Origin of the sequence: Anaerosolibacter carboniphilus (assembly GCF_014205875.1) — a bacterium.
GTDB lineage: Bacteria > Bacillota > Clostridia > Peptostreptococcales > Thermotaleaceae > Anaerosolibacter > Anaerosolibacter carboniphilus.
The window spans coordinates 1-20,975 of sequence record NZ_JACHEN010000052.1 but is presented as its reverse complement, the minus strand read 5'-3'; the positions used below and the strand labels follow the sequence as shown (position 1 = coordinate 20,975).

At 39.0% G+C, this 20,975-nt stretch carries 21 protein-coding genes and 1 rRNA gene; 4 read left to right on the top strand and 18 right to left on the bottom strand.

All coding sequences use genetic code 11. The features are described 5' to 3' along the window. Positions 1-230 precede the first annotated feature (230 nt). The gene (locus HNQ80_RS24600; RefSeq protein ID WP_184313741.1) at positions 231-386 is read left to right on the top strand and encodes a hypothetical protein; all 156 of its coding nucleotides are present in this window, start codon (positions 231-233) and stop codon (positions 384-386) included. A gap of 8 nt (positions 387-394) precedes the next feature. Here HNQ80_RS24600 and HNQ80_RS24595 read toward each other — a convergent pair whose 3' ends face one another. Further along, positions 395-595, bottom strand: a complete 201-nt coding sequence (locus HNQ80_RS24595) for a hypothetical protein (RefSeq protein WP_184313739.1) — start codon at positions 593-595, stop codon at positions 395-397. A 309-nt stretch (positions 596-904) separates the two neighbouring features. Between HNQ80_RS24595 and HNQ80_RS24590 the strand changes: the two genes are divergently transcribed. From HNQ80_RS24590 to argH, 3 genes are all read left to right on the top strand, one after another. After that, positions 905-1,294 carry a hypothetical protein gene (locus HNQ80_RS24590; RefSeq protein ID WP_184313737.1) on the top strand — a complete coding sequence of 130 codons (390 nt, stop codon included), beginning with the start codon at positions 905-907 and terminating at the stop codon, positions 1,292-1,294. A 755-nt stretch (positions 1,295-2,049) separates the two neighbouring features. Continuing rightward, positions 2,050-3,285, top strand: a complete 1,236-nt coding sequence (locus HNQ80_RS24585; protein WP_184313735.1) for an argininosuccinate synthase — start codon at positions 2,050-2,052, stop codon at positions 3,283-3,285. Then, entirely contained in the window at positions 3,282-4,658 is a 1,377-nt protein-coding gene (argH, locus tag HNQ80_RS24580; protein ID WP_184313733.1) for an argininosuccinate lyase, read from the top strand. The genes HNQ80_RS24585 and argH overlap by 4 nt, the downstream gene beginning before the upstream one ends. 106 nt (positions 4,659-4,764) lie before the next feature. On the opposite strand, the gene phnD is transcribed toward argH, so the two are convergent. The 17 genes from phnD to rrf form a co-directional block, all read right to left on the bottom strand. Then, positions 4,765-6,567, bottom strand: a complete 1,803-nt coding sequence (phnD, locus tag HNQ80_RS24575; RefSeq protein WP_184313731.1) for a phosphate/phosphite/phosphonate ABC transporter substrate-binding protein — start codon at positions 6,565-6,567, stop codon at positions 4,765-4,767. 271 nt (positions 6,568-6,838) lie between these two features. Beyond that, positions 6,839-8,260, bottom strand: coding sequence for a sigma-54 interaction domain-containing protein (locus HNQ80_RS26380; protein ID WP_184313729.1), 1,422 nt, complete (start codon positions 8,258-8,260; stop codon positions 6,839-6,841). 13 nt (positions 8,261-8,273) lie between these two features. Next, a complete protein-coding gene (locus HNQ80_RS24565) occupies positions 8,274-8,639 on the bottom strand; it encodes a DUF1667 domain-containing protein (protein WP_184313727.1) in 366 nt (121 codons plus the stop codon). Then, entirely contained in the window at positions 8,640-9,905 is a 1,266-nt protein-coding gene (locus tag HNQ80_RS24560; protein WP_184313725.1) for an NAD(P)/FAD-dependent oxidoreductase, read from the bottom strand. 14 nt (positions 9,906-9,919) lie between these two features. Further along, on the bottom strand, positions 9,920-11,404 hold the full coding sequence (locus HNQ80_RS24555) for an NAD(P)/FAD-dependent oxidoreductase (protein ID WP_184313723.1): 1,485 nt from the start codon (positions 11,402-11,404) through the stop codon (positions 9,920-9,922). 468 nt (positions 11,405-11,872) lie between these two features. Beyond that, positions 11,873-13,372: a glycerol kinase GlpK gene (gene glpK / locus HNQ80_RS24550; protein ID WP_184313720.1), complete on the bottom strand. Its 1,500-nt coding sequence runs from the start codon at positions 13,370-13,372 to the stop codon at positions 11,873-11,875. 79 nt (positions 13,373-13,451) lie between these two features. Next, complete coding sequence (locus tag HNQ80_RS24545; RefSeq protein WP_184313718.1) at positions 13,452-13,787, bottom strand: Lin0368 family putative glycerol transporter subunit; 336 nt, start codon at positions 13,785-13,787, stop codon at positions 13,452-13,454. Between the two features lie 44 nt (positions 13,788-13,831). Beyond that, complete coding sequence (locus tag HNQ80_RS24540) at positions 13,832-14,200, bottom strand: Lin0368 family putative glycerol transporter subunit (RefSeq protein ID WP_184313716.1); 369 nt, start codon at positions 14,198-14,200, stop codon at positions 13,832-13,834. A gap of 72 nt (positions 14,201-14,272) precedes the next feature. Further along, positions 14,273-14,839, bottom strand: coding sequence for a glycerol-3-phosphate responsive antiterminator (locus tag HNQ80_RS24535; protein WP_184313714.1), 567 nt, complete (start codon positions 14,837-14,839; stop codon positions 14,273-14,275). A gap of 188 nt (positions 14,840-15,027) precedes the next feature. Further along, positions 15,028-15,297: an HPr family phosphocarrier protein gene (locus HNQ80_RS24530; protein ID WP_184313712.1), complete on the bottom strand. Its 270-nt coding sequence runs from the start codon at positions 15,295-15,297 to the stop codon at positions 15,028-15,030. A 13-nt stretch (positions 15,298-15,310) separates the two neighbouring features. Further along, positions 15,311-15,703: a dihydroxyacetone kinase phosphoryl donor subunit DhaM gene (gene dhaM, locus HNQ80_RS24525; RefSeq protein ID WP_184313710.1), complete on the bottom strand. Its 393-nt coding sequence runs from the start codon at positions 15,701-15,703 to the stop codon at positions 15,311-15,313. A gap of 2 nt (positions 15,704-15,705) precedes the next feature. Then, a complete protein-coding gene (gene dhaL, locus HNQ80_RS24520) occupies positions 15,706-16,338 on the bottom strand; it encodes a dihydroxyacetone kinase subunit DhaL (protein ID WP_184313708.1) in 633 nt (210 codons plus the stop codon). A gap of 88 nt (positions 16,339-16,426) precedes the next feature. Beyond that, on the bottom strand, positions 16,427-17,422 hold the full coding sequence (gene dhaK / locus HNQ80_RS24515; RefSeq protein ID WP_184313707.1) for a dihydroxyacetone kinase subunit DhaK: 996 nt from the start codon (positions 17,420-17,422) through the stop codon (positions 16,427-16,429). A gap of 273 nt (positions 17,423-17,695) precedes the next feature. After that, complete coding sequence (locus HNQ80_RS26375) at positions 17,696-19,729, bottom strand: sigma 54-interacting transcriptional regulator (RefSeq protein WP_184313704.1); 2,034 nt, start codon at positions 19,727-19,729, stop codon at positions 17,696-17,698. Positions 19,730-19,858: 129 nt separating this feature from the next. Then, on the bottom strand, positions 19,859-20,083 hold the full coding sequence (locus tag HNQ80_RS24505) for a hypothetical protein (RefSeq protein ID WP_184313703.1): 225 nt from the start codon (positions 20,081-20,083) through the stop codon (positions 19,859-19,861). Positions 20,084-20,243: 160 nt separating this feature from the next. Continuing rightward, positions 20,244-20,732: a ferritin family protein gene (locus HNQ80_RS24500; RefSeq protein ID WP_184313701.1), complete on the bottom strand. Its 489-nt coding sequence runs from the start codon at positions 20,730-20,732 to the stop codon at positions 20,244-20,246. 177 nt (positions 20,733-20,909) lie between these two features. Then, positions 20,910-20,975 (bottom strand): 5S ribosomal RNA (gene rrf, locus HNQ80_RS26790); the annotation flags it as partial.

Here is a 20,975-nt window from a genome sequence, read left to right as displayed (position 1 = left end):
GGCTACATTCTGCTCTTGGATATAAAACCCCGATATCCTATGAAAATGAAAGAAAACTAGCCGTATAGCGTGTCTATTTTATCGGGGAAAGGTCAGTAACAGAGGCAAGTAAATGGTTAGCAACTAAGTTAGGACAAGAACAAGCTGCTAAATTTATACCTTATCTCGGAAATGCTGTAATAGCTTATGATATTTTTAGCGCACTAGTTTCTTATAGTGAAGATGCTAGAATGGCAGAAGCCATTTCAAAAAAATGTGGAGTTGCAATATCTAATGGATATACAATTTCAGGTGGTCTGGCTATACCATATAAAGCAATTGATCTTTGGAAAACTACAACAGTTTACAACCCAACAGGTTGTATAGGTACATTTAAATCTAACTAAAAAATGTATCAAATGATAGTTAAAATATTTTCATATATAAAAAAGTGAATGTGCAGCTGCACATTCACTTTTTTATTCAGAAACAGGTAATCATTAAATTTCTGATTGAAGACATCTAAAAAGCTGTCATTCTTGAAGATAATTCCCTGGATGTATAGATCTTTATTTGTTGCATCTTCCTCTAAAAACTTCTTTGCTAAACTATCCATCTTATCTCCTCCTTGTATCCCCCCCTGTAACTTGTTTAACCATAAGATTCATTTGGAAATTGTTAAAAATTTAATTCCCTTTTCTATACAAGACTGTTGAAAAGTGCATTTTGGTAGAAAATTTGATCCCTCTATATAAAACGGATTTTTTTGAAAAAAATCAACCACTTTAGAAAATTTTTTTAGAAATTATTTTTTTGATTTAGTTGATTCTTGATCCCTTTTCCCCGTTTTATTTAGTGTAGGGCAAAACGAGCTGGCCAGAGAGTGGAAGCCTAGAAAAATAAAAAACGAAAAGAAGAGATTTTTATGGCAATTGGAACTCAAGTAATGTATTTAAATGCGGGTCAAATTGAAGGGCTTTACAGAGGTAGTCAAAGGGATTTTTGGAATTGGATTAGAAACACAGAAATTCAAACATTAGTAGAATCAGGCATCAGTGGTCTAGCTACAGCTTTTGGAGCTATCTTCATAGGAGAATTATTCTTAGTTTTAGGGGCAGCATATACAATTGGAGGTTACTTTGATTCTATTGATGAGGTTTTATTATCTCAACAATGGTTCGAATTACTAAAACAAATGGAGGCTTATGGGCGAAGAGGCGCTATGAGAGTAGATATTGAATACAAGTATCTCCCTGATACTTTGAAGATTACTTCTATGAAGATCCTAGATTTTAGATACGGTAGAAATTATTAATGAATAATAAGAAAAGCCTTCTACAAATACTGTAAAAGGCCTTTCTTATTATTTTATTAAATTACTAATGTTTGATACTTATTGCCCTCTTCTTATGTAATGTATGAGGAAGGTACCTATAAATAGCAAAATCACTCCAAATAGCAGCCTATTAGTTGTATCATTTATTATTTTTTCAACAGCAAATTTTAGAAGTAAATTATATAGCCTACTTATTATAATCCCTCCTTTGCAACTCCATCATTTCAAATCAATATCATATAACACCATTATACCATTATATGGAAATCACGTATACTATTTAGCTAGATTGCAATCAATGGAAGTAATCCAACTAGGAAATTTATTTTTTTCTTTAAGTTGGTCTATCTTTTCAAATGCAATAATAAATGTAACTTTCCCTTTGTCATACTTTAATCTTTTAAAAATAACTAAGGAGAAGAATTATGCATATTATAGTTATCCAATAACTAATTGCTTTCTGTTTTTATATGCTTCAATTTGTATATTTATTATAAAGTAACATCTCTTATTATTTTTCATATCCTCTTCTAGCCCATCGAGAGATCAAACCTGCTTATCCACAAATAATCAGTATTCATTCAACATTTCTTCTATTTTATAGTTTACAAGAAATACATGTTACAAAATTTATTTTGTATTTTTATAAATTAATTTGCATATTTATATTGCATAATCATACATTTTTGCTATAATAAGAATTAAGAAATTTTCATTTTTGGGAGGTTAGGATAATGGAAAAACAAAAAGTAGTATTGGCATACTCCGGAGGACTGGATACTTCCGTTATACTTAAATGGTTAGAAGAGCATTATGGCTATGAAGTAATCGCGGTTTGTGTAGACGTAGGTCAGGAAGAAGACTTAGTGGCAGTAGAGAAAAAAGCACTTTCCACAGGTGCTTCTAAAGCCTATGTGGTAGACGTGACGAAAGAATTCATTACAGATTATGTTTTCCCAACCTTAAAGGCGGGGGCTGTTTATGAAGATGATTACTTATTGGGTACTTCCTTTGCTAGACCATTGATCGCCAAGAAACTAGTTGAAATCGCAGAAAAAGAAGGGGCTGTGGCCATTGCCCACGGCGCAACTGGTAAAGGAAATGATCAAGTTCGTTTCGAAGCAACGATCAAGGCACTGAACCCATTCTTAAAGGTGATTGCTCCCTGGAGAATATGGGATCTGAAATCCCGAGAAGATTGTATCGACTATGCTACAAAGCATGGTATTCCTATTCCGGTTACCAAAAAAGATCCTTACAGCCGTGATCGAAACATCTGGCACCTAAGTCATGAAGGCGGAAACTTAGAAAGCCCCTGGAATGAACATGACAGCAGCATCTATATGATGGGGGTGGCTCCAGACAAAGCACCTGATACACCTGCTTACGTAGAAATTGAATTTGAAAAGGGTATCCCTACATCTGTCAATGGTATTGCCTATGATCCTGTAGAGATGATCCATACATTAAATAAGATTGGTGGCGCCCATGGCGTAGGAATTATCGATATTGTCGAAAATCGATTGGTAGGTATGAAATCCAGAGGCGTTTATGAAACACCGGGTGGTACCATCCTATATGAGGCGCATAAGTCATTGGAAAAGTTAACTTTAGACCGATCCACCATGAGCTTCAAGAAGACCGTATCAGAAAAGTATGCTCAGTTGGTTTATGATGGGTTATGGTTTACACCATTAAAGGATGCCCTAGATCAGTTTGTAAATAGTACGCAGGAGTACGTGACAGGTAAAGTAAGATTAAAATTATATAAAGGCACTTGTAAAGCTGTGGCTACAGCTTCTCCATATTCTTTATACAACGAAGAATTCGTTACTTTTGGCGAAGATCATGTTTACAATCAAAAAGATGCAGAGGGCTTCATTAATCTATTTGCTCTTCCATTGACCATTCGATCTCTTATGAAATTCGAAAATGAGAAGGAAGCAAAGAAAGAGAAAAAAGCTATATGAAGCTATGGGGCGGGAGATTTGCCAAAAACACAGCTTCCCTTGTAGACAGCTTCAATGCCTCCATCGAATTCGATCAAAAGTTGTATAAACATGATATTATAGGCAGCATTGCCCACGCCAAAATGCTGGGCAAATGCAATATTATCACCATCGAAGAATCTCAGATAATTATAGATGGACTCCAATCCATCTTAGAAGATATCGAAAAGGGCTTTGTCACCTTTCAAATTGAGTATGAGGATATTCATATGAATATTGAAAAGCTCCTCATCGATCGTATTGGAGACGTTGGTAAGAAGCTTCATACAGCCAGAAGTAGAAATGACCAGGTGGCTGTGGATATCCGCCTCTATCTTCGAGAAGAAATCGAAGAAATCTGTGGATTACTGAAGAACTTGTTAACAACTTTAAAAGATCTTGGGAAAATCCATGGAGATACAGTGATGCCTGGGTACACTCATCTCCAAAGAGCTCAACCCGTTACCCTTGGCTACCATATGATGGCTTATTTCCAAATGTTTAAAAGAGACTTGGCTAGACTTCATGACTGCTATGAAAGGGTCAATATCATGCCCCTAGGAGCTGGTGCCTTGGCAGGTACAACCTATGCTACAGATCGTCAATTTCTGGCGCAGCAATTGGGTTTCACTGATGTTTGCCAAAACTCCATGGATGCTGTCAGTGATCGAGATTTTGCCATCGAATTTATCAGCGATGCTTCCATCATGATGATGCACCTCAGCAGATTTTGTGAAGAGCTTATTCTCTGGAGTTCTGCAGAGTTTCATTTTATTGAGATGGATGATGCCTACAGTACGGGAAGCAGTATCATGCCTCAAAAGAAAAACCCCGATGTGGCTGAACTCATCCGCGGAAAAACAGGTAGAATTTATGGAAACCTCATGAACATATTGACCATCATGAAGGGACTTCCACTAGCTTACAATAAGGATATGCAGGAAGATAAACCTCCCCTGTTTGATACTGTTGAAAATCTTAAAGATTGTCTCGTGATTTTCAATGAGATGTTAAAAACTATGACGGTTCAGAAAGACCAGATGAAAAAGGCTACTAAAGAAGGTTTTATGAATGCTACTGATGTGGCTGATTATCTGGTAAAAAAGGGACTCCCCTTCCGAAGCTCCCACGAGATCGTAGGTAAGATGGTGCTCCACTGCATTCAGCATGGAAAAGCCATTGATGATTTATCCCTAGAAGAATTTACAAGCTTTTCCCCTGCTTTTACTGAGGACATTCTAGAGATCATAAAGATTGAAAGCTGCATTGCTTCCAAAGTGTCCTATGGCTCTACAGCCAAAGGAAGCATTGAAACCATGATCCAACAAGCAGAGGATTTTCTTTCGAATATATAATGTTTCTTCCCCAAAACAAGGGTACAGATCTTTTCTGTACCCTTGTCCCCTTTTTTGACATCTATTTTTTTACTTCTATGGTTCTCTTTACACACTCCATCGTTTTTTATTTTGATACCTTTCGAATCACATCATAATAACTGTCATTGTTTTCGATAAAATCAGTAAAAATAGAGTTAACAAATAGGGTCATTCCCTTCTCCGTGTGCTTAAGATTTAAAAATGCCTCTTTAAGTTGCTGCATTTTATGATTGCTCATATTGGGATTGACAGCAATAGCATCAGCTGGTATCGGCTCTGTCTTTGCAAGGATATTTAGCTGCTGTATAGGTAAGCCTGCCTTGCTGGCAACCTGAATTCCCACATCATAAGTAGCTCCTCCATCCACATCGCCCTGTAGTACCGCCTCGATCACTTTGTTATGGCTGCCTAGATACTGAACTTGCTTAAACATCCTATCGGCGTTCAAATGATTTTCTTTTAATATATATCTTGGGTAAACATATCCCGATGTGGATTTTTCGTCTACATAACCAAAAACCTTATTGCTTAAATCTTGCAGGTTGAGAATACCATTATTCTTCTTTGTGATGATACACCCGTGATAGAAGGTCTGTCCATTGATCACAGCCATGGCGATGGGCTCTGCCTTTGTTTTTGTTCTGGCATTTACATAGGCAAAGGGAGAAAACCAGCCTACATCAATGATATTATTGGCCATAGCCTCAGCCAATGCATTATAATCTTGTACAATAATGGTCCTAGCTTTTAATCCTGCTTGTCTAGCTGCTTCGGTAATAATATTAAAGTATTGTTTCCGCAGCTCCGGAGAAGCAATAGGATTAATGCCAAAAAATATTTCTTCATCCGTCTTATACTGAACAGCAGTTTTTTGAAGATCATAAGAACAGTTTCCCAACTCTTCTGCCAAGACTGCTATTTCCTTATTGTTTCTTAACTGATTCACAATAGATTCCATAGTTTTATTACTAACATCCATTGAATCGCCAGAAGCATCTGAAACCTCTTTGATAGACACAGCAATCTGTTCTCCCATTCGTCCCTGTCCATCAGCAGAGTCAAAAATTACGTTCAGAGCATGCTGGATGTCTCTAAGTTGATGTTCAATCTCTTCCATGGCCATTGCCGCTTTTTTAGAGACATCTTCTACACCCGAGATCTTCCCTAGATTTCTTTCAAACCCCCTATTGATACTTTCTATAGTACGCGTAATAGAACCTACACCTGTCTTCATTTCATTGGTCAACTGGGTACTCTCATCAGACAGCTTTCTAATTTCATCGGCTACCACAGAAAACCCCTTCCCTGTATCCCCTGCTCTAGCTGCTTCGATGGCAGCATTCAGTGCCAATAAATTTGTCTGCTTTGCAATATTTTCTATATTGCCTAGGAACATTGTCATTTGCTTTGTAATGGGTTGAAGTATCTCCATGTTCTTAGCGGATAACTTGATTTCCTTTGCCATTTCAAGAAGAAAAAGATTGGAATCCTGAATCGTATCTTTGCTCTTCCCAATCAATTCCATAGAGGCATTCGAGGAGATCAGCATATTATGGGCTTGCGTTGTAGCAATCTGAGATGCAGCTGCCCATTGTTGAATACTGGCATTCACATCATCTGTAACCTTTACCATCCTATGAATATTCCCAAGCATATCCTTGGCAAGGTTTTCTAATTGACATGCATCCTCTGTATTCTTATGGGACAAATTGATAAGATTCTGTGCATTTATTGCCACCTTTTCTGAAACCTCTAGGATATTGTTTTCCATCTTTCCAGTTTTTTGCATATTAGCACTCTTTCCAAGATCGTTTTTCTCCTCTTTTTCACTTGAATGATTTTGGATAAACGAATGTATTCCATAAAAAACACCTTTTTTATTCATCATATCCCCTCCTCCCTTATCATTACTCCTGTCTATAGCAATGTATATGCCAAGTGCCAATGAAGCTTCCATCTCGCAGCCTTTTTTTGACAAAATTTGATTTCACAGTTCATCCCGTGTCACATTGCTCCTATTTCACTCCTTATTTTGATCTATCTCAGTATCGAACATGGTCATTTTTACCAGCAGGTTTACATTTTTTATAATTTTCTGATACTTTTTCCCAAATATTAAACCCATCAATAGGTATTGATGGGCTTCATATCTTCTATCCTTAATCTTCGATGATATTATATTTTCTAGCCTTAAAAGCCACAGTTTTATGGGTTACTCCCAATGCTTTCCCTGCCGCATTGAAACTCCCAAACTTTCGAATGGCATAGCGGATGATTTCTTTCTCGTATTCTTCAAGGGTTGCGATTTCCCCATTTAGACCAAAGTCAATCAAAGGCTTTGTATCCCCTGGAATATAACTACTTTGATAAACATTGGATATATAAGATGGCAAATCTCCCATAGTAATTTCATCACTTTCCGTTAGAACGATGAGCCTCTCCATGAGATTCTCCAGTTCTCGAATATTTCCTGGCCAATCATAATTGCACAGGCAAACCTCAGCTTCTTCGGTAAGACCTATAAGATCTTTTCCCAGTCTCATGCAAATTTTCTCTATAAAGTGCTGAACCAATAAATGAATATCATCCTTCCTCTCCTTTAACGCTGGAAGGTGAATGGGGACTACATTCAATCGATAATATAAATCATCCCGAAATTCTCCCTTTTCCATCAAATCCTCTAAGGGACGATTGGTGGCCGCAATGATTCTCACATCACATTTTATGGTTTCTTCCCCACCTACTCTTTCAAACTCTCGTTCTTGGAGAACCCTCAGCAGCTTTACCTGCATTTCCATCGGCATATCTCCAATCTCATCTAGAAAAATCGTACCACCATCAGCTTGTTCGAACTTCCCCTTTTTTCTACGGATGGCTCCCGTAAAAGCCCCCTGCTCATGTCCAAAAAGCTCTGATTCTAGCAATGTAGCTGGAATAGCACCACAATTTACTTTTACGAAGGGTTTACTGACCCTTTCACTGGAATAATGGATGGCCCTTGCTACCAATTCTTTTCCTGTTCCACTTTCTCCCCTTACCAATACAGTAGCAGATGTTTTTGCAGCTTTTTGCGCCATGAGCAGCGCCTTTTCCATCACTTTACTCTTTCCTACAATTTCTTTAAAATTTGGATTGAGGTCAACGCCATGGGCTTCATTGGATACAGATAGCTCAATTAGCGTGTCTTTTTTCTTTATTTTTTCCATTGGAAATATTTCTCGGTATATGGCAATCACACCTCGAAATATTTCATGATGAAAAATTGGAGACGCAGCAACACTAATTTGATTGGCACCGATATAATAATTTAGATTTCCTTTTGTAGGTCTCTTTTCCCTATAGGCGGTCAGAATCACTTCATCATTTTGGGTATGAAATATGCTTTTACCCGTCTCTCCATGATGATTTACTCGCAACAATCTTTCATAGGATCGATTCACATACTCAATATGACCAAATTCATTGATAATGCAAATACCATCCAACATATCATCAAATAATTGACTATATCTCCACTCTGTCAATTCTCTCTGTCCTATCTTCTTTTTCGTTCCAATGTTTGTGACCGCTGCTATTCTCACCCGTACTCCCCCCTCAAGCCATACTTCTTGATGCAATGATATTTACATCGGTGTTTAAAACGTTTTCCACCACAATATCTCCCATCTGTATAGGTGCTTGAACCTCTATATGATCTAAAATTCTCATACATTCAAATAGCTTTGCCTTAGGAATCGGATGATCTGTACGGACTGGCAAACGACTCAAGGATGCATTCTTGATTCTTACCGTTGACGTAAGAGCCCGGGTAGGATTTACCTGCTCCATGATACCATATTCCACCCCCCGATGACATTGATTCCCTGAAATCTTATATCCCCTTTCCTCATTTATATCCTCTTGTAAGGTAAGGCGACATCCCATGGGACAAACAATACAAATCATTTCCTTTTTACTCATTTACGCCCCCTCCTTTTCTAGACAAACTGTAAGCATGCCTCCACTTTTTTCCTCTAAAAGCTTCCTTGGAATTTTTATGCTTTCCATCTCACCTGGTGCAAGATGCTTCTTCTTTATGGTACGTATGCTTACACCATCCAATTTAACAACCATATCCACATTGGCGTATACATCATCTACCCGCATAAACAAATCCACAGTTTGCTCCGTGTTTCCTATCCTTACCATGTGAGGAACTATATATCGAATTCCTTTTTCTGCAGCCGTTCTAAAAGAAGGGCCCTCATCACACAGTTCATCTTTGATAAATTTCGCTGCATTTTTTCCTGCTCTTCTACTTTCCTCAGTTACCCAGTCTACTAGATCATGGACATGTACCACATTGCCACAGGCAAAAATACCTTTTACCGATGTCTCCATAGCCTCATTGACAACAGGGCCTCCTGTAATGGGATCCAACTGAATGCTTGCACTCTTTGAAAGCTCATTTTCTGGAATAAGTCCTACAGATAAGAGAAGTGTATCGCATTCATAGTACTGCTCCGTACCTGGTATAGGTCTTCTCTTCTCATCTACCTTGGCAATAGTAACTCCTTCTACCCGGTCTCTTCCTTTTACATCGATCAACGTATGACTTAAGAACAAAGGAATCTCAAAATCATCCAGGCATTGTACAATATTTCTGGTAAGACCTCCTGAATAAGGCAACAGTTCCGCCACAGCCTTGACTTCTGCGCCCTCTAGGGTAAGTCTTCTGGCCATAATCAGCCCAATATCTCCTGAGCCTAGGATCACTACCTTTTTACCGACCATATAGCCCTCCATATTTACAAATCTTTGAGCGGTTCCTGCGGTAAATACACCTGCCGGCCTTGTACCAGGAATATTGATGGCACCTCTTGTTCTCTCTCGGCAGCCCATGGCCAGGACAATGGCTTTTCCTTGTACCTTTATCAAACCATCGATGCGATTGATTACACTCAAGGTTTTGTCTTCCCTAATGTCCAATACCATGGTATCTAATTTATAAGAAATGCCCATATCTTCTAGCTGTTGAATGAATCGTTGGGCATATTCTGGTCCCGTCAGTTCCTCTTTAAAGATATGAAGACCAAACCCATTATGGATACACTGCTGAAGAATACCTCCAAGTTCGCGATCTCTTTCTATGACCAGAATGCTATCTACACCGTTCTTCTTCGCTTCAATGGCTGCTGCTAAACCAGCAGGACCTCCTCCGATGACAACAATATCATAGTTTAACATATCTTCATCCCTCCTTACTGCTCTTTCGCTGCTGCCACAGCACCGAAGCTCTCTTCAATTTCTGTATCTATCTTTGTTGGCCCTGTTAATATATAAGAGCCACTACGATCCTTAAGCACCTCTGTGATATTGATTTCAAGCTCTCTGGCGAGAATTTCCATTACCCTAGGCCCACAGAAGCCGCCCTGACATCTACCTGTTCCAGGTCTCGCCCTTCTCTTTACACCATCAACAGTCAGCGCCCCCGCTTTTCTTCGAATGATATCTACGATCTCTCCCTCTGTGATGCTCTCACATCGGCATATGATCTTTCCAAATCTTGGATCCTTTTGAATTAACTCCGCCTTTTCTTCATCTGTAAGCTCCATGAATCGTATGGCTTTTCTTCGGATGGGATGAAAGGATGCTTTCTCCTGGAGCATTGCTCCTGAATTTTTTAACAGCTCTAAGACATATATTGCAATGGCTGGTGCCGCTGTCAAGCCAGGTGATTCAATACCTGCCACATCAATAAACCCGTTAGAACCAGTTACTTCCTCAATAATAAAATCTCCTGTACTCGGTGTAGCCCTTAGTCCTGCAAAAGCTGTAATAATGGCATGGGCAGGTACATTTTCAGTTGATTTTCTACCTTGTTCTCGAATAAACCCGAGTCCCTCCATTGTCGTTTCCATGCTCTCTTTACAGTCAAGCTCCTCTGCATCAGGTCCTACAATCAGATTTCCATGGACAGTCGGTGTAATCAATACACCCTTTCCTTTCTTGGTCGGACACTGAAAAATCACTTTTTGAACAAAGTCTCCTACACTTCGATCAAATACATTGTATTGACCTCTCCTTGGAATAATTCTGAAACTTGGCTCTGCCACCATGTTGTGCACTTCATCGGCATATAGCCCTGCACAGTTGATTACATAGGTCGCTTCAACCTTTCCCTTATCTGTAAATATCTGATAACCCGTTTCCAGCTTTTCAATTTTTGTTACTTTACTTTCCAGCTTCAATTCTACACCATTCTCTATGGCATTTTCTGCCATAGCTATGGCGAGCTCCCAAGGACCTACAATGCCTGCTGATGGCGCATGAAGGGCACCTTCAACATGCTTACTAAGATTCGGCTCAAGAGCCAGCACTTGCTCTCTATCCAGTATTTCCATATTGGGTACGCCGTTTATTAATCCTCTTTCATATAGTTCTTGTATTGCCTCCATATCTTCATGATCAAAGGCCAATACCAAGGACCCTATTCTTTGAAAGGGCACATCCAGTTCTTTGCAAAGCTTATCAAACATGGCATTACCTTCTACGTTAAATCTTGCCTTCAAGCTACCTGGTTTTGCATCATAGCCTCCATGGACGATGGCACTATTCGCTTTTGTTGTACCATTGGCGATGTCTGTATCCTTTTCAAGTAAAACTACCTTTACATCATATCGAGATAATTCTCTGGCTACTGCACATCCGATGACGCCAGCGCCAATAATCGCTACATCGTACATAAAACTCCCCCTTATATGAAAATCCTACTATCTGTATTTGCTTTATAATATAAAAAAGGTCTAAAGGCGCTTTCGCTAGGGAACCCTAGGTTCCCTTCGACGACTGCTATCGCAGTCTGAGCAGCCTCCTTAGTACGGCAAGGGATTTCATCCCCTACAACCCCTATTTTTTATTGTCTGGTTTTCTCAATCTCTACATCCGTTGTTCTTACTTAATCTGAGCTTACTTAAGATTTATACTTTCTTAGACAATAAAAAAGGCCACACAAATTAAGACCTATCTTTCCATAGGCTAATTTATGCGGCTCTCCTGATCTCAAGCCCTCAAATATGCATTTATATACTCATTATACAACATTCATGAAAAAATATAAATAGAATTATTATAATTAGGGACTGCGGAATTCAGGCCTCTATTTTACAACGGACCTGAACCCCGCATCCATCATCCATCGAGATGGATGAAAATTAGTCTTCTAATTCCCACTTAAGCGCTCTATCAACAGCTTTCTTCCAACCCTTGTATTTGCCTTCCTTCTTCTCTTCTTCCATACCTGGATCGAATGTTCTATCTACATTCCATTTCTTAGCAATTTCTTGCTTGTCATCCCAGAAGCCTACGGCCAATCCAGCAAGATATGCTGCACCAAGGGCAGTTGTTTCTGTTACTTCTGGACGATCTACTGGTACGCCAAGAATATCAGATTGGAACTGCATTAAGAAGTTATTAGCAACAGCACCGCCGTCTACCTTCAATGCTTGAAGATTTATACCAGAATCTTCCTGCATTGCTTGTAGTACGTCTCTTGTTTGATATGCAATAGACTCTAATGTAGCTCTAACAATATGGTTTCTGTTGGCACCACGTGTTAATCCTACAATTGTTCCCCTTGCATACATATCCCAATATGGTGCGCCCATTCCAACGAAACCTGGCACCACATAAACACCATTTGTATCTTCAACTGCAGTAGCCACTTCTTCACTGGCAGATGCAGTATCAATTAATTTTAATTCATCTCTTAGCCATTGAACAGAAGCGCCTGCAACAAAGATACTTCCTTCTAAGGCATATTCAACCTTGTTATCCAATCCCCAAGCAATCGTTGTTAATAAACCATTGTTAGATGGCACAAGTTTTTCACCAGTATTCATCAACATGAAGCAGCCAGTACCATAGGTGTTCTTCGCCATACCTGGCTCAAAGCACGCCTGACCAAATAGAGCAGCTTGCTGATCTCCAGCATCTCCTGCTATTGGAATTTCAGCGCCACCAAAGGTTTGTGGATCTGTCACACCGTATTGATAGCTAGATGGTTTCACTTCTGGTAACATAGAAGCTGGAATACCAAGCTCAGCTAAAATCTTCTCGTCCCACTTTAATTCTTTGATATTAAACAACATGGTTCTGGAAGCATTAGAGTAATCTGTTACATGTACCTTACCTCTTGTTAAGTTCCAGATTAACCAAGTGTCCACGTTACCAAATAACAACTCGCCATTTTCTGCTTTTTCCCTTGCACCCTCTACATTATCAAGGATCCATTTTACCTTTGTTCCTGAGAAATAAGCATCTACAACAAGCCCTGTATTCTCACGAATATAGCTTTCTAAACCTCTGGCCTTTAAATCATCGCAAATTCCCGCTGTTCTTCTACATTGCCATACAATAGCATTGTAAACAGGCTTTCCAGTATTCTTATCCCAAACAACCGTTGTTTCTCTTTGATTGGTAATACCGATGGCAGCGATATCTTGAGGCCTTATTCCTGTTGTTTCCAATACCTCTCTTGCTACACCACTTTGGGTTCCCCAAATTTCCATTGGATCATGCTCAACCCAGCCTGGCTTAGGATAAATCTGTGTAAATTCTTTTTGTGCTACACCTACGCTTTTACCGTTATGATCAAATATAATTGCTCTTGAACTTGTGGTTCCTTGGTCTAAAGCCAAAACATATTTACCCATTTGTTCTGCCCCCTTTATTCATTGTACCGACGCTTATCAAAATTTTAAGTAGTCTATTTGTATCTCATTATGCCATATTTTATAGGAAAGTAGATAGTATGAATCCACCCAATGTACCACCGACGATCGCACAAATGATAGTTGGCATTGCTTTTCCTAGACTATCACCTGAATAGATAGCTCCAGCCAATAAACCAAATCCAGCTGCCCAAGCCATATCAATCCAAGCGCCACCACTTTGATAGATCATCCCTACGCCGTGATTTAATGACCATGTTGTACCAACAATAAACGCAGCTGCCATCCAACCACCTGCTGCTTTAAAGTTATCTACCAGTTTACCCCAACACATACTGATCAGAAATGGAAATATGAACGCTCCAGCGAATGTTGAAATCATTAATCCTCCAGACATTGATTACCCTCCCCTCATCTTTATTCCTTCATCTTTTCATATAATTAAGCTTCCTGTTTCGCTTCCTCTTTTTTTGCCATGTCCTTTTGACACATTACTGCAACGATACCGCCTGTCATACCACCTAAGATCACGATGATTAGTGTAGGCATAGATGCCACTGCCGCTTCTGTTCCTTTCATAAATACGTCTCTCATCGTACCACAAATCCCAATACCTAGAGCCATATCAACGAAAGCACCTGGATTGTCAATCAATCCTAGGAAATGGTTTAGGAACCACATGCTACCGATGATTGCAAAACCTGCAAACCATCCACCAGCAATGCCATACTTCCCTGCAAAAGCCCCCCAAACACTCATAACAAATATACCAGCAATTGCATAACCTAATGTTGTTCTTACATATTTCATATTTTCACCTCCTTTTTCATGAAATGAGTTTTATTAAAAGGTAAACGTTTACCTTCTATTGAAAAATTTTTCCTATAGGAGCCATAGTTCTTCTTTACTGGTTGAGATGCCCATGGCACCAGCCTTCAAGCTTTCTATGACATCTTCCTTATCCTGGATAAGCCCCCCTGCGATCACTGGTATTCTGGTCTCATGATGAATGGTTTTGATGATTTTAGGCATGATACCTGGCAAAATTTCTATAGCATCAGGCTTTATATGATGAATGGATTTAATCCCCGTCTCTAAGGAAAGGGAATCTAGAATAAATAGTCTTTGAATGGCAAACATATTTAGATCTTTGGCGATTTTTATGAGGTTGCTCTTTGTGGTGATGATCCCATCTGGCCGAATGTTCTCGTGAATATACTTTAATGCTGTGGCATCCTTTGAAAACCCATCCATTAAGTCTATATGTATATATATGTACATGCCCTTCTCTTTAACCCTATCTACAATACTTTTTATATTAAAAATATTTCCTGACATTAAAAATATAATTTCACAGGGTGATTGGATCGCCGGTTCTAATTTTTCTGGATGATTTACTGCTGCGATCACAGGACTTTCTTGTACCTTGTTATAAAATTTATTGCCCACGCCTATCCTCCCCTTTACCTTTTATGTTGCAATTTACATGCCAACTTGTAATTGTAGTAATTTTCAGTATTTTTTTCATTGGGCAGTCTATCCTTTGATACTTTTTTCCATAGCCCTTTTTTTATTTGAAAATTACTTGGTAGAAAGTATCAATAATTATTATTCTTTAATACTTACTGTGCGCACATTTATTCTGCTTCTCCAAATTTATTCTCAAATAATTCAGTGATACTGTCCATGGCTTCACTTTCATCTTCTCCATAAGCATAGACTTTGACTGTATCTCCTTGTCTTGCCTTTAAAGTCATTAATGAAATGATGCTCTTGCAGCTTACAAGCCTGCCATTATATTCAATTTCTATATTGCTGCCATATTTACTTGCCTCTTTGATCAATACTGTGGCAGGTCTCGCATGGAAGCCTTCTTTATTCTGTATCTGAATTGTTCTCTCCAGCATAATTTCATCCTTTCTATAGTTTGCTGACTCCTCTGCATTCCTCCACTGCGCCCTTTACCTGAGATAGAGTTCCACCTATAGATGCCTGTACAGCAGCAGCAATGGCACCTTCCACAATAGGTCCATCGGCGATGACAATCCTTTTTCTCTGTTCCTCATCCAAAAACTCTATGGCCATTTCTGCACTCATGATCGCACTTCCCAAATCTACCAATACCACTACCCCTTCACCTTCATCGGCTTCTTGGATTGCATCTCTGATTCTATTGGCATCTGTTCCAATCTCCCCATCTGCCATACCACCAGCATCCATCACATGGATGGGAGATTGGATCATTTGGACACTAAGTTCTTTAATCCCTTGTGCTACCTTTTCACTATGGGAAACAATTACGATTCCTACCATGCTTATGCCCCCTTTGTCATCACGTCTACAATTGCTTTTAGCATGAAATAGCTGGAGGTAGCTCCTGGATCTTGATGACCAATGCTTCTTTCTCCTAAATAATTGGCCCTTCCTTTATTAGCAGCGATGGTTTTGGTATATTCTACACCTTGATAAGCTGCCTCTAACATCTTCTGGCTGGCATCTTCAATACTTTCTCCTTCTTCAAAAGCTGTCTTCCATGCCTCAAAAGCTGGAATCAGCGCATCTAGCATAGTCTTATCTCCACAACTTGCTTTGCCCCTGGCAATAATTCCTTGAATTGCTTCATCAAATATTTTGATACTATCTTCTACGGTAATCTCCTCTTTTCCTGCCACTACTGCTCCTGCCTTCATGAAAGCAGTTCCATAGAGAGGTCCCGATGCACCACCCACCGTAGAGATTAAACTCATGGCAACAGTCTTTAATATGGTTCCACAATCCTTATCTCTTACGGAGCTTAACTTTTCCTTTACGGCTTTGAAACCTCTATTCAAGTTTATTCCGTGGTCCCCATCTCCTATGGCCTGATCTAAATCTGTAAAAAACTCTTTGTTTTCTTCTACAACAACAACTATTTCCTCTAATACTTTCATCAACTGGTCTCTCGTCATCGTCCTACTTCTCCTTTCCGTCCACTGAATACTAGGATAGATAGGATTTAGGAACAGGGATTCCCACTGTTCCTAAATCCATATTATCTTATAATTGTGTAAATGCAGGGGTATCTGCTGTGGCATCTAATAATTCTTTTAATTCCTCATCAAGCTTCAGAATTGAAACAGAAGCTCCAGCCATTTCAAGGGATGTCATGAAGTTTCCTACGAAGGTCTTATGTACCTTGATGCCCCTTTCTTCCAGGATGCTGCTCACTTTTCTATTCATAATATATAGTTCCATCAAAGGTGTCCCGCCCAATCCATTCATCAATACAGCTACTTCACTCTGAGAATAGTCCATATCCTCCAGAATTTTTTCTACAAGATGGGCTGTAATTTCGTCAGCTGTTTTAATAACATCTCTATGGGTTCCTGGCTCTCCATGAATCCCTAATCCTACTTCCATTTCATTTTCAGCCAATTCAAAACTTGGCTTTCCTGCTGCAGGTACTGTACAAGGTGTCAAAGACATTCCCATGGAGCGAACATTAGCGATGGTTTTCTCTGCCACTCGTTTTACTTCATCTAGATTCATTCCTTTTTCTGCCGCAGCCCCTGCTATCTTATGGATGAAAACAGTACCCGCAATTCCCCTTCGTCCTGTAGTCCAAGTGCTATTTTCTACGGCTACGTCATCGTTCACCACCACACTAGCCACCTTAATGTTTTCCATATCCGCCATTTCTGCTGCCATTTCAAAGTTCATGATGTCGCCCGTATAGTTTTTAATAACCAATAATACACCTGCACCACCATCCACTGCTTTTACAGCTTCAAATACTTGGTCTGGTGTGGGAGATGTAAATACAGCACCTGCCACTGCACCATCCAGCATACCTCTGCCAACAAAACCTCCATGGGATGGTTCATGGCCGCTTCCACCGCCACTTACCAATGCAACCTTTCCATTGACGGGTCCATTAGCCCGAACAAGTACGTTGAAGCCTTCCAATTTCCTTACATACTGCGGATGTGCTTTTACAACACCCTCTAACATTTCTTCTACAACTGCCTCTGGATGATTAATCATTTTTTTCATAAAGCAATCCCCCTTTTCTATTCTACTTACCTCTCGGTAAGTTAGTATGACAATTTCTTTTCCTGCAAAAATATATGCATGTCTCCTTTGCCTAATACCTCGATTTATAAAACAAGCAATCTTTGTGCCAAAATAAATTGCTAAAAATTTTTGTAGGGCTTGGTGTATTCTAAACAGCATCATTCTCCTTAGGAAATTTTATTTCATCTTCAAAAGCCTGCGATGGTAATATACAATTTTTATCAAAACGCAAAAGAGAGTTGATAAAATTTATCAACTCTCTTTAATCAACTGATATTTCCTGGCTTTTAAGGCAACAGTTCTATGGGTAATTCCTAGAGCCTTCGCTGCACGGTTAAAGGTTTTATGCTTTTCTAACGCTCGCTGAATAATTTGTTTTTCATAAACCTCCAAAGGGGCGACATCATCGTGGATGAGGTTGATCAGCTCTTGGGAATGAATATTCTCTTTTCCCCGAATATAGCTGGGCAAAGCATCCTCACATAATTCTGATCCTTCACCTAAAGCCAAGCCTCTCTCAATAATGTTTTCCAGTTCTCGAATATTGCCTGGCCAATCATATGACTCTAAGGCATTCAATGCTTTCCTTGTGATTTCCTTCGTCTCGATATTCTCTCTTTTACAAATCTTTTCAATAAAATGCTCTGCCAATTGAGGAATATCCCCTTTTCTTTCTCTTAGTGGGGGCAAATTGATGGGGATGACATTTAATCGATAATACAAATCTTCTCGAAATATTCCCTTCGCTACCATTTCCTCTAATTTTTTATTGGTTGCTGCAATCACCCTTACATTAATCTTAATTGTTTCTAACCCGCCAATCCTTTCGAATTCCCGTTCCTGCAGTACACGAAGTAACTTTACCTGTAAATCTCGATTCATATCCCCGATCTCATCCAGAAAAATAGTGCCTTGATTCGCCAGCTCAAATTTACCAAGCTTTGTTTTTATTGCACCTGTAAAGGCTCCTTTTTCATGACCAAACAATTCACTCTCCAACAGGTTTTCAGGTATGGCTGCACAATTCACACGGATAAAAGGCTTGTCTTTTTTTTCACTGGCTTGATGAATTGCCCTGGCCAGTAGTTCTTTTCCTGTACCGCTTTCCCCACGAATTAAAATGGTAGAGGATGTTTTGGCTGCCTTTGAAGCCATGGTTAAAACCTCTTTTAATGTACCGCTGCTTCCAATAATGCTATGAAAGGCTTCTTCTATCCTTTGGTTTCGTGACAATTCCTGTTGAAAATATTCTATTTTCTCTTCCGCCTCTTTGAGTTTTTTCATCATTTGCTGAAGCTCTGTAATCTCTTTTCCTGTGGATACAACACCCTTTAATTTTCCATCGATAAAAATAGGTGTCGCATTGGTAATAATCTTCGTATGATGGGCTGTTTGAACAGGTACCCCTAACTCCTTTTTTTTGCTTCTTAATACTCTTCCTGTTACATCCTTAGGTAATACATCCATCATATTTTTCCCTAGAATTTTCTCCCCTTTAACATTCCATATTCTCTCAAAAGTTGGATTGATATAGGTAATCTTTCCATGCTCATCAATCATGGAAATCGCATCATGAGTATGTTCCAATATAGTGCCAAACCTTTCTTTGATTTCTCTCACAGACTCCAGTTCATGGGATAATCTTTCTACCTCAGACATATCTTGAAATACAGCCACAGCTCCAATGATTTTTTCTTCTACGATAATAGGAGATCGATTGGTAATAATCATGGTCTTTCCAATCACTTGCCGATCCCCTTTCATTTCCTCCCCCGTTTGGAGTACCCTATGCAGTTTGGAATCCTCCAATACTTTATGGGCCTGATAACCAATCATATTCTCCCGCTTCAATCCTGTAATTTTCTCCGCCGCCCTATTAAAGATCGTAATCACATTATTTTCATCCACAACCATAATCCCGTTGGATAAGCTTTCAAAAATTTTCTCACTGGTCAAGGTCGTCTTATCAATTACCTTGTCTACTTCATCGGCACTCACGTGACTAAGGTCTATTTGATCCAACAGATACTCAGATATTTCTGCCAAGGCCTCCTGACCTCGCTCTCCTTCACAAATAAGGATGATTTCATCATCCTTCCGTATGCTTAAGGTTGTCAGTGCCACCATACTGGTAATAGGGATTTTTATATCCTCATTGGTTTTTTGAATCCATATATATACATCATATTTTCTATTGATTTCACTTCCCTTGTAAGCCAATGCGGCAGCTACCCTCGCATGAATGCCTCTACTATGTTTAATCGTGATTTTTCGTCTATACGCCAAATAAATCCAACCCCTTTACGGAAATTTCCCTATTGTTTATCTATTTTATCATATCCATAATTATTTTTCTGAATATTCTTATATAATTCAATAAAAAAATAGTTGATGATCCTTTGCTTGATCTATCAACTATTTTTTCTTTACACTTAAATCCTTTACATAGGATACAATCACCTTACATTTCTTACAAAGAGCGTAAAATCGAATGGGACACGCCATATCTTCATATCCTTCCTTCACGGATTCATTTTTAATGATACGAAATGCTGTATCCTCCATACAACCTGGGCACACATATCGGTTAAACAATAAGGGTGCTTCTAATACCTTTTTACCTTGTATCGTTTTTCTCATAGTATAACTTCCTTCTGTTCTTTGTTTTCCGCCTTCTACATTATATCTTATTTTCAATAAAAGTACAAAATCTATCCTTTCTTCCCTTTCTATTATTATAACTTTTTAGGTCTACACTCCTGATTACTAGAAAAGCAGCAGGTTGCAACCTGCTGCTTTTCTAGTAATCCAATCCTCTTTCTTCTACTAGCTTTAAAATCTCTCCCAAGTCATATTCATGTTTCTTTTCTTCCTCAATAATTTGTTGGAAGATGTCTTTCGTATGGTCATTGTTGCTATAGTTCTTAAAAACTTCATAGTACTCGATGCTTCTCCGCTCAGCTTCAATACCTCTCTTAAGCACATCTTCAGGAAGAACAATATCACTGATATTCTTAAAGCTTAAGAAAAATTCTTGTAATCCTAAATTTTCCAAGGCGATCCTTCTTTCCTCTTCCGTTAGAGGTCGCTCTCCAGCTTCCACCATTTGATCATATAAACTTGTAAACACGTCCAAATGCCTTTTTTCTTGATCCCTCAAGGTAGCGAACATGTTCTGAATCACGGGTGTTTTATAGGATTTAACCGCCTTCCCATAGAACTCATGTCCTCTTTTCTCTAATTCCTGAGCAATAACTAAAGATTCTAATGGACTCAAATTTTCCAACATGTTTTTCTCCTCCTCAAAATTTTTCTACTCATTTATTACCCCTGTTTCTATATCTAAACACAATTTATTATATGTATTCAAAAATAAAAAAATCGTATATCCCTAAGTAATATCCATAAATAATAAAAAGAATGCAAGACGACTCATTTTCGTCTTGCATTCTTTATGTAATAAAAAAACCAGCGACGACCTACTCTCCCAAGGGGCTACCCCCTAAGTACCATCAGCGCTGAAGGGCTTAAC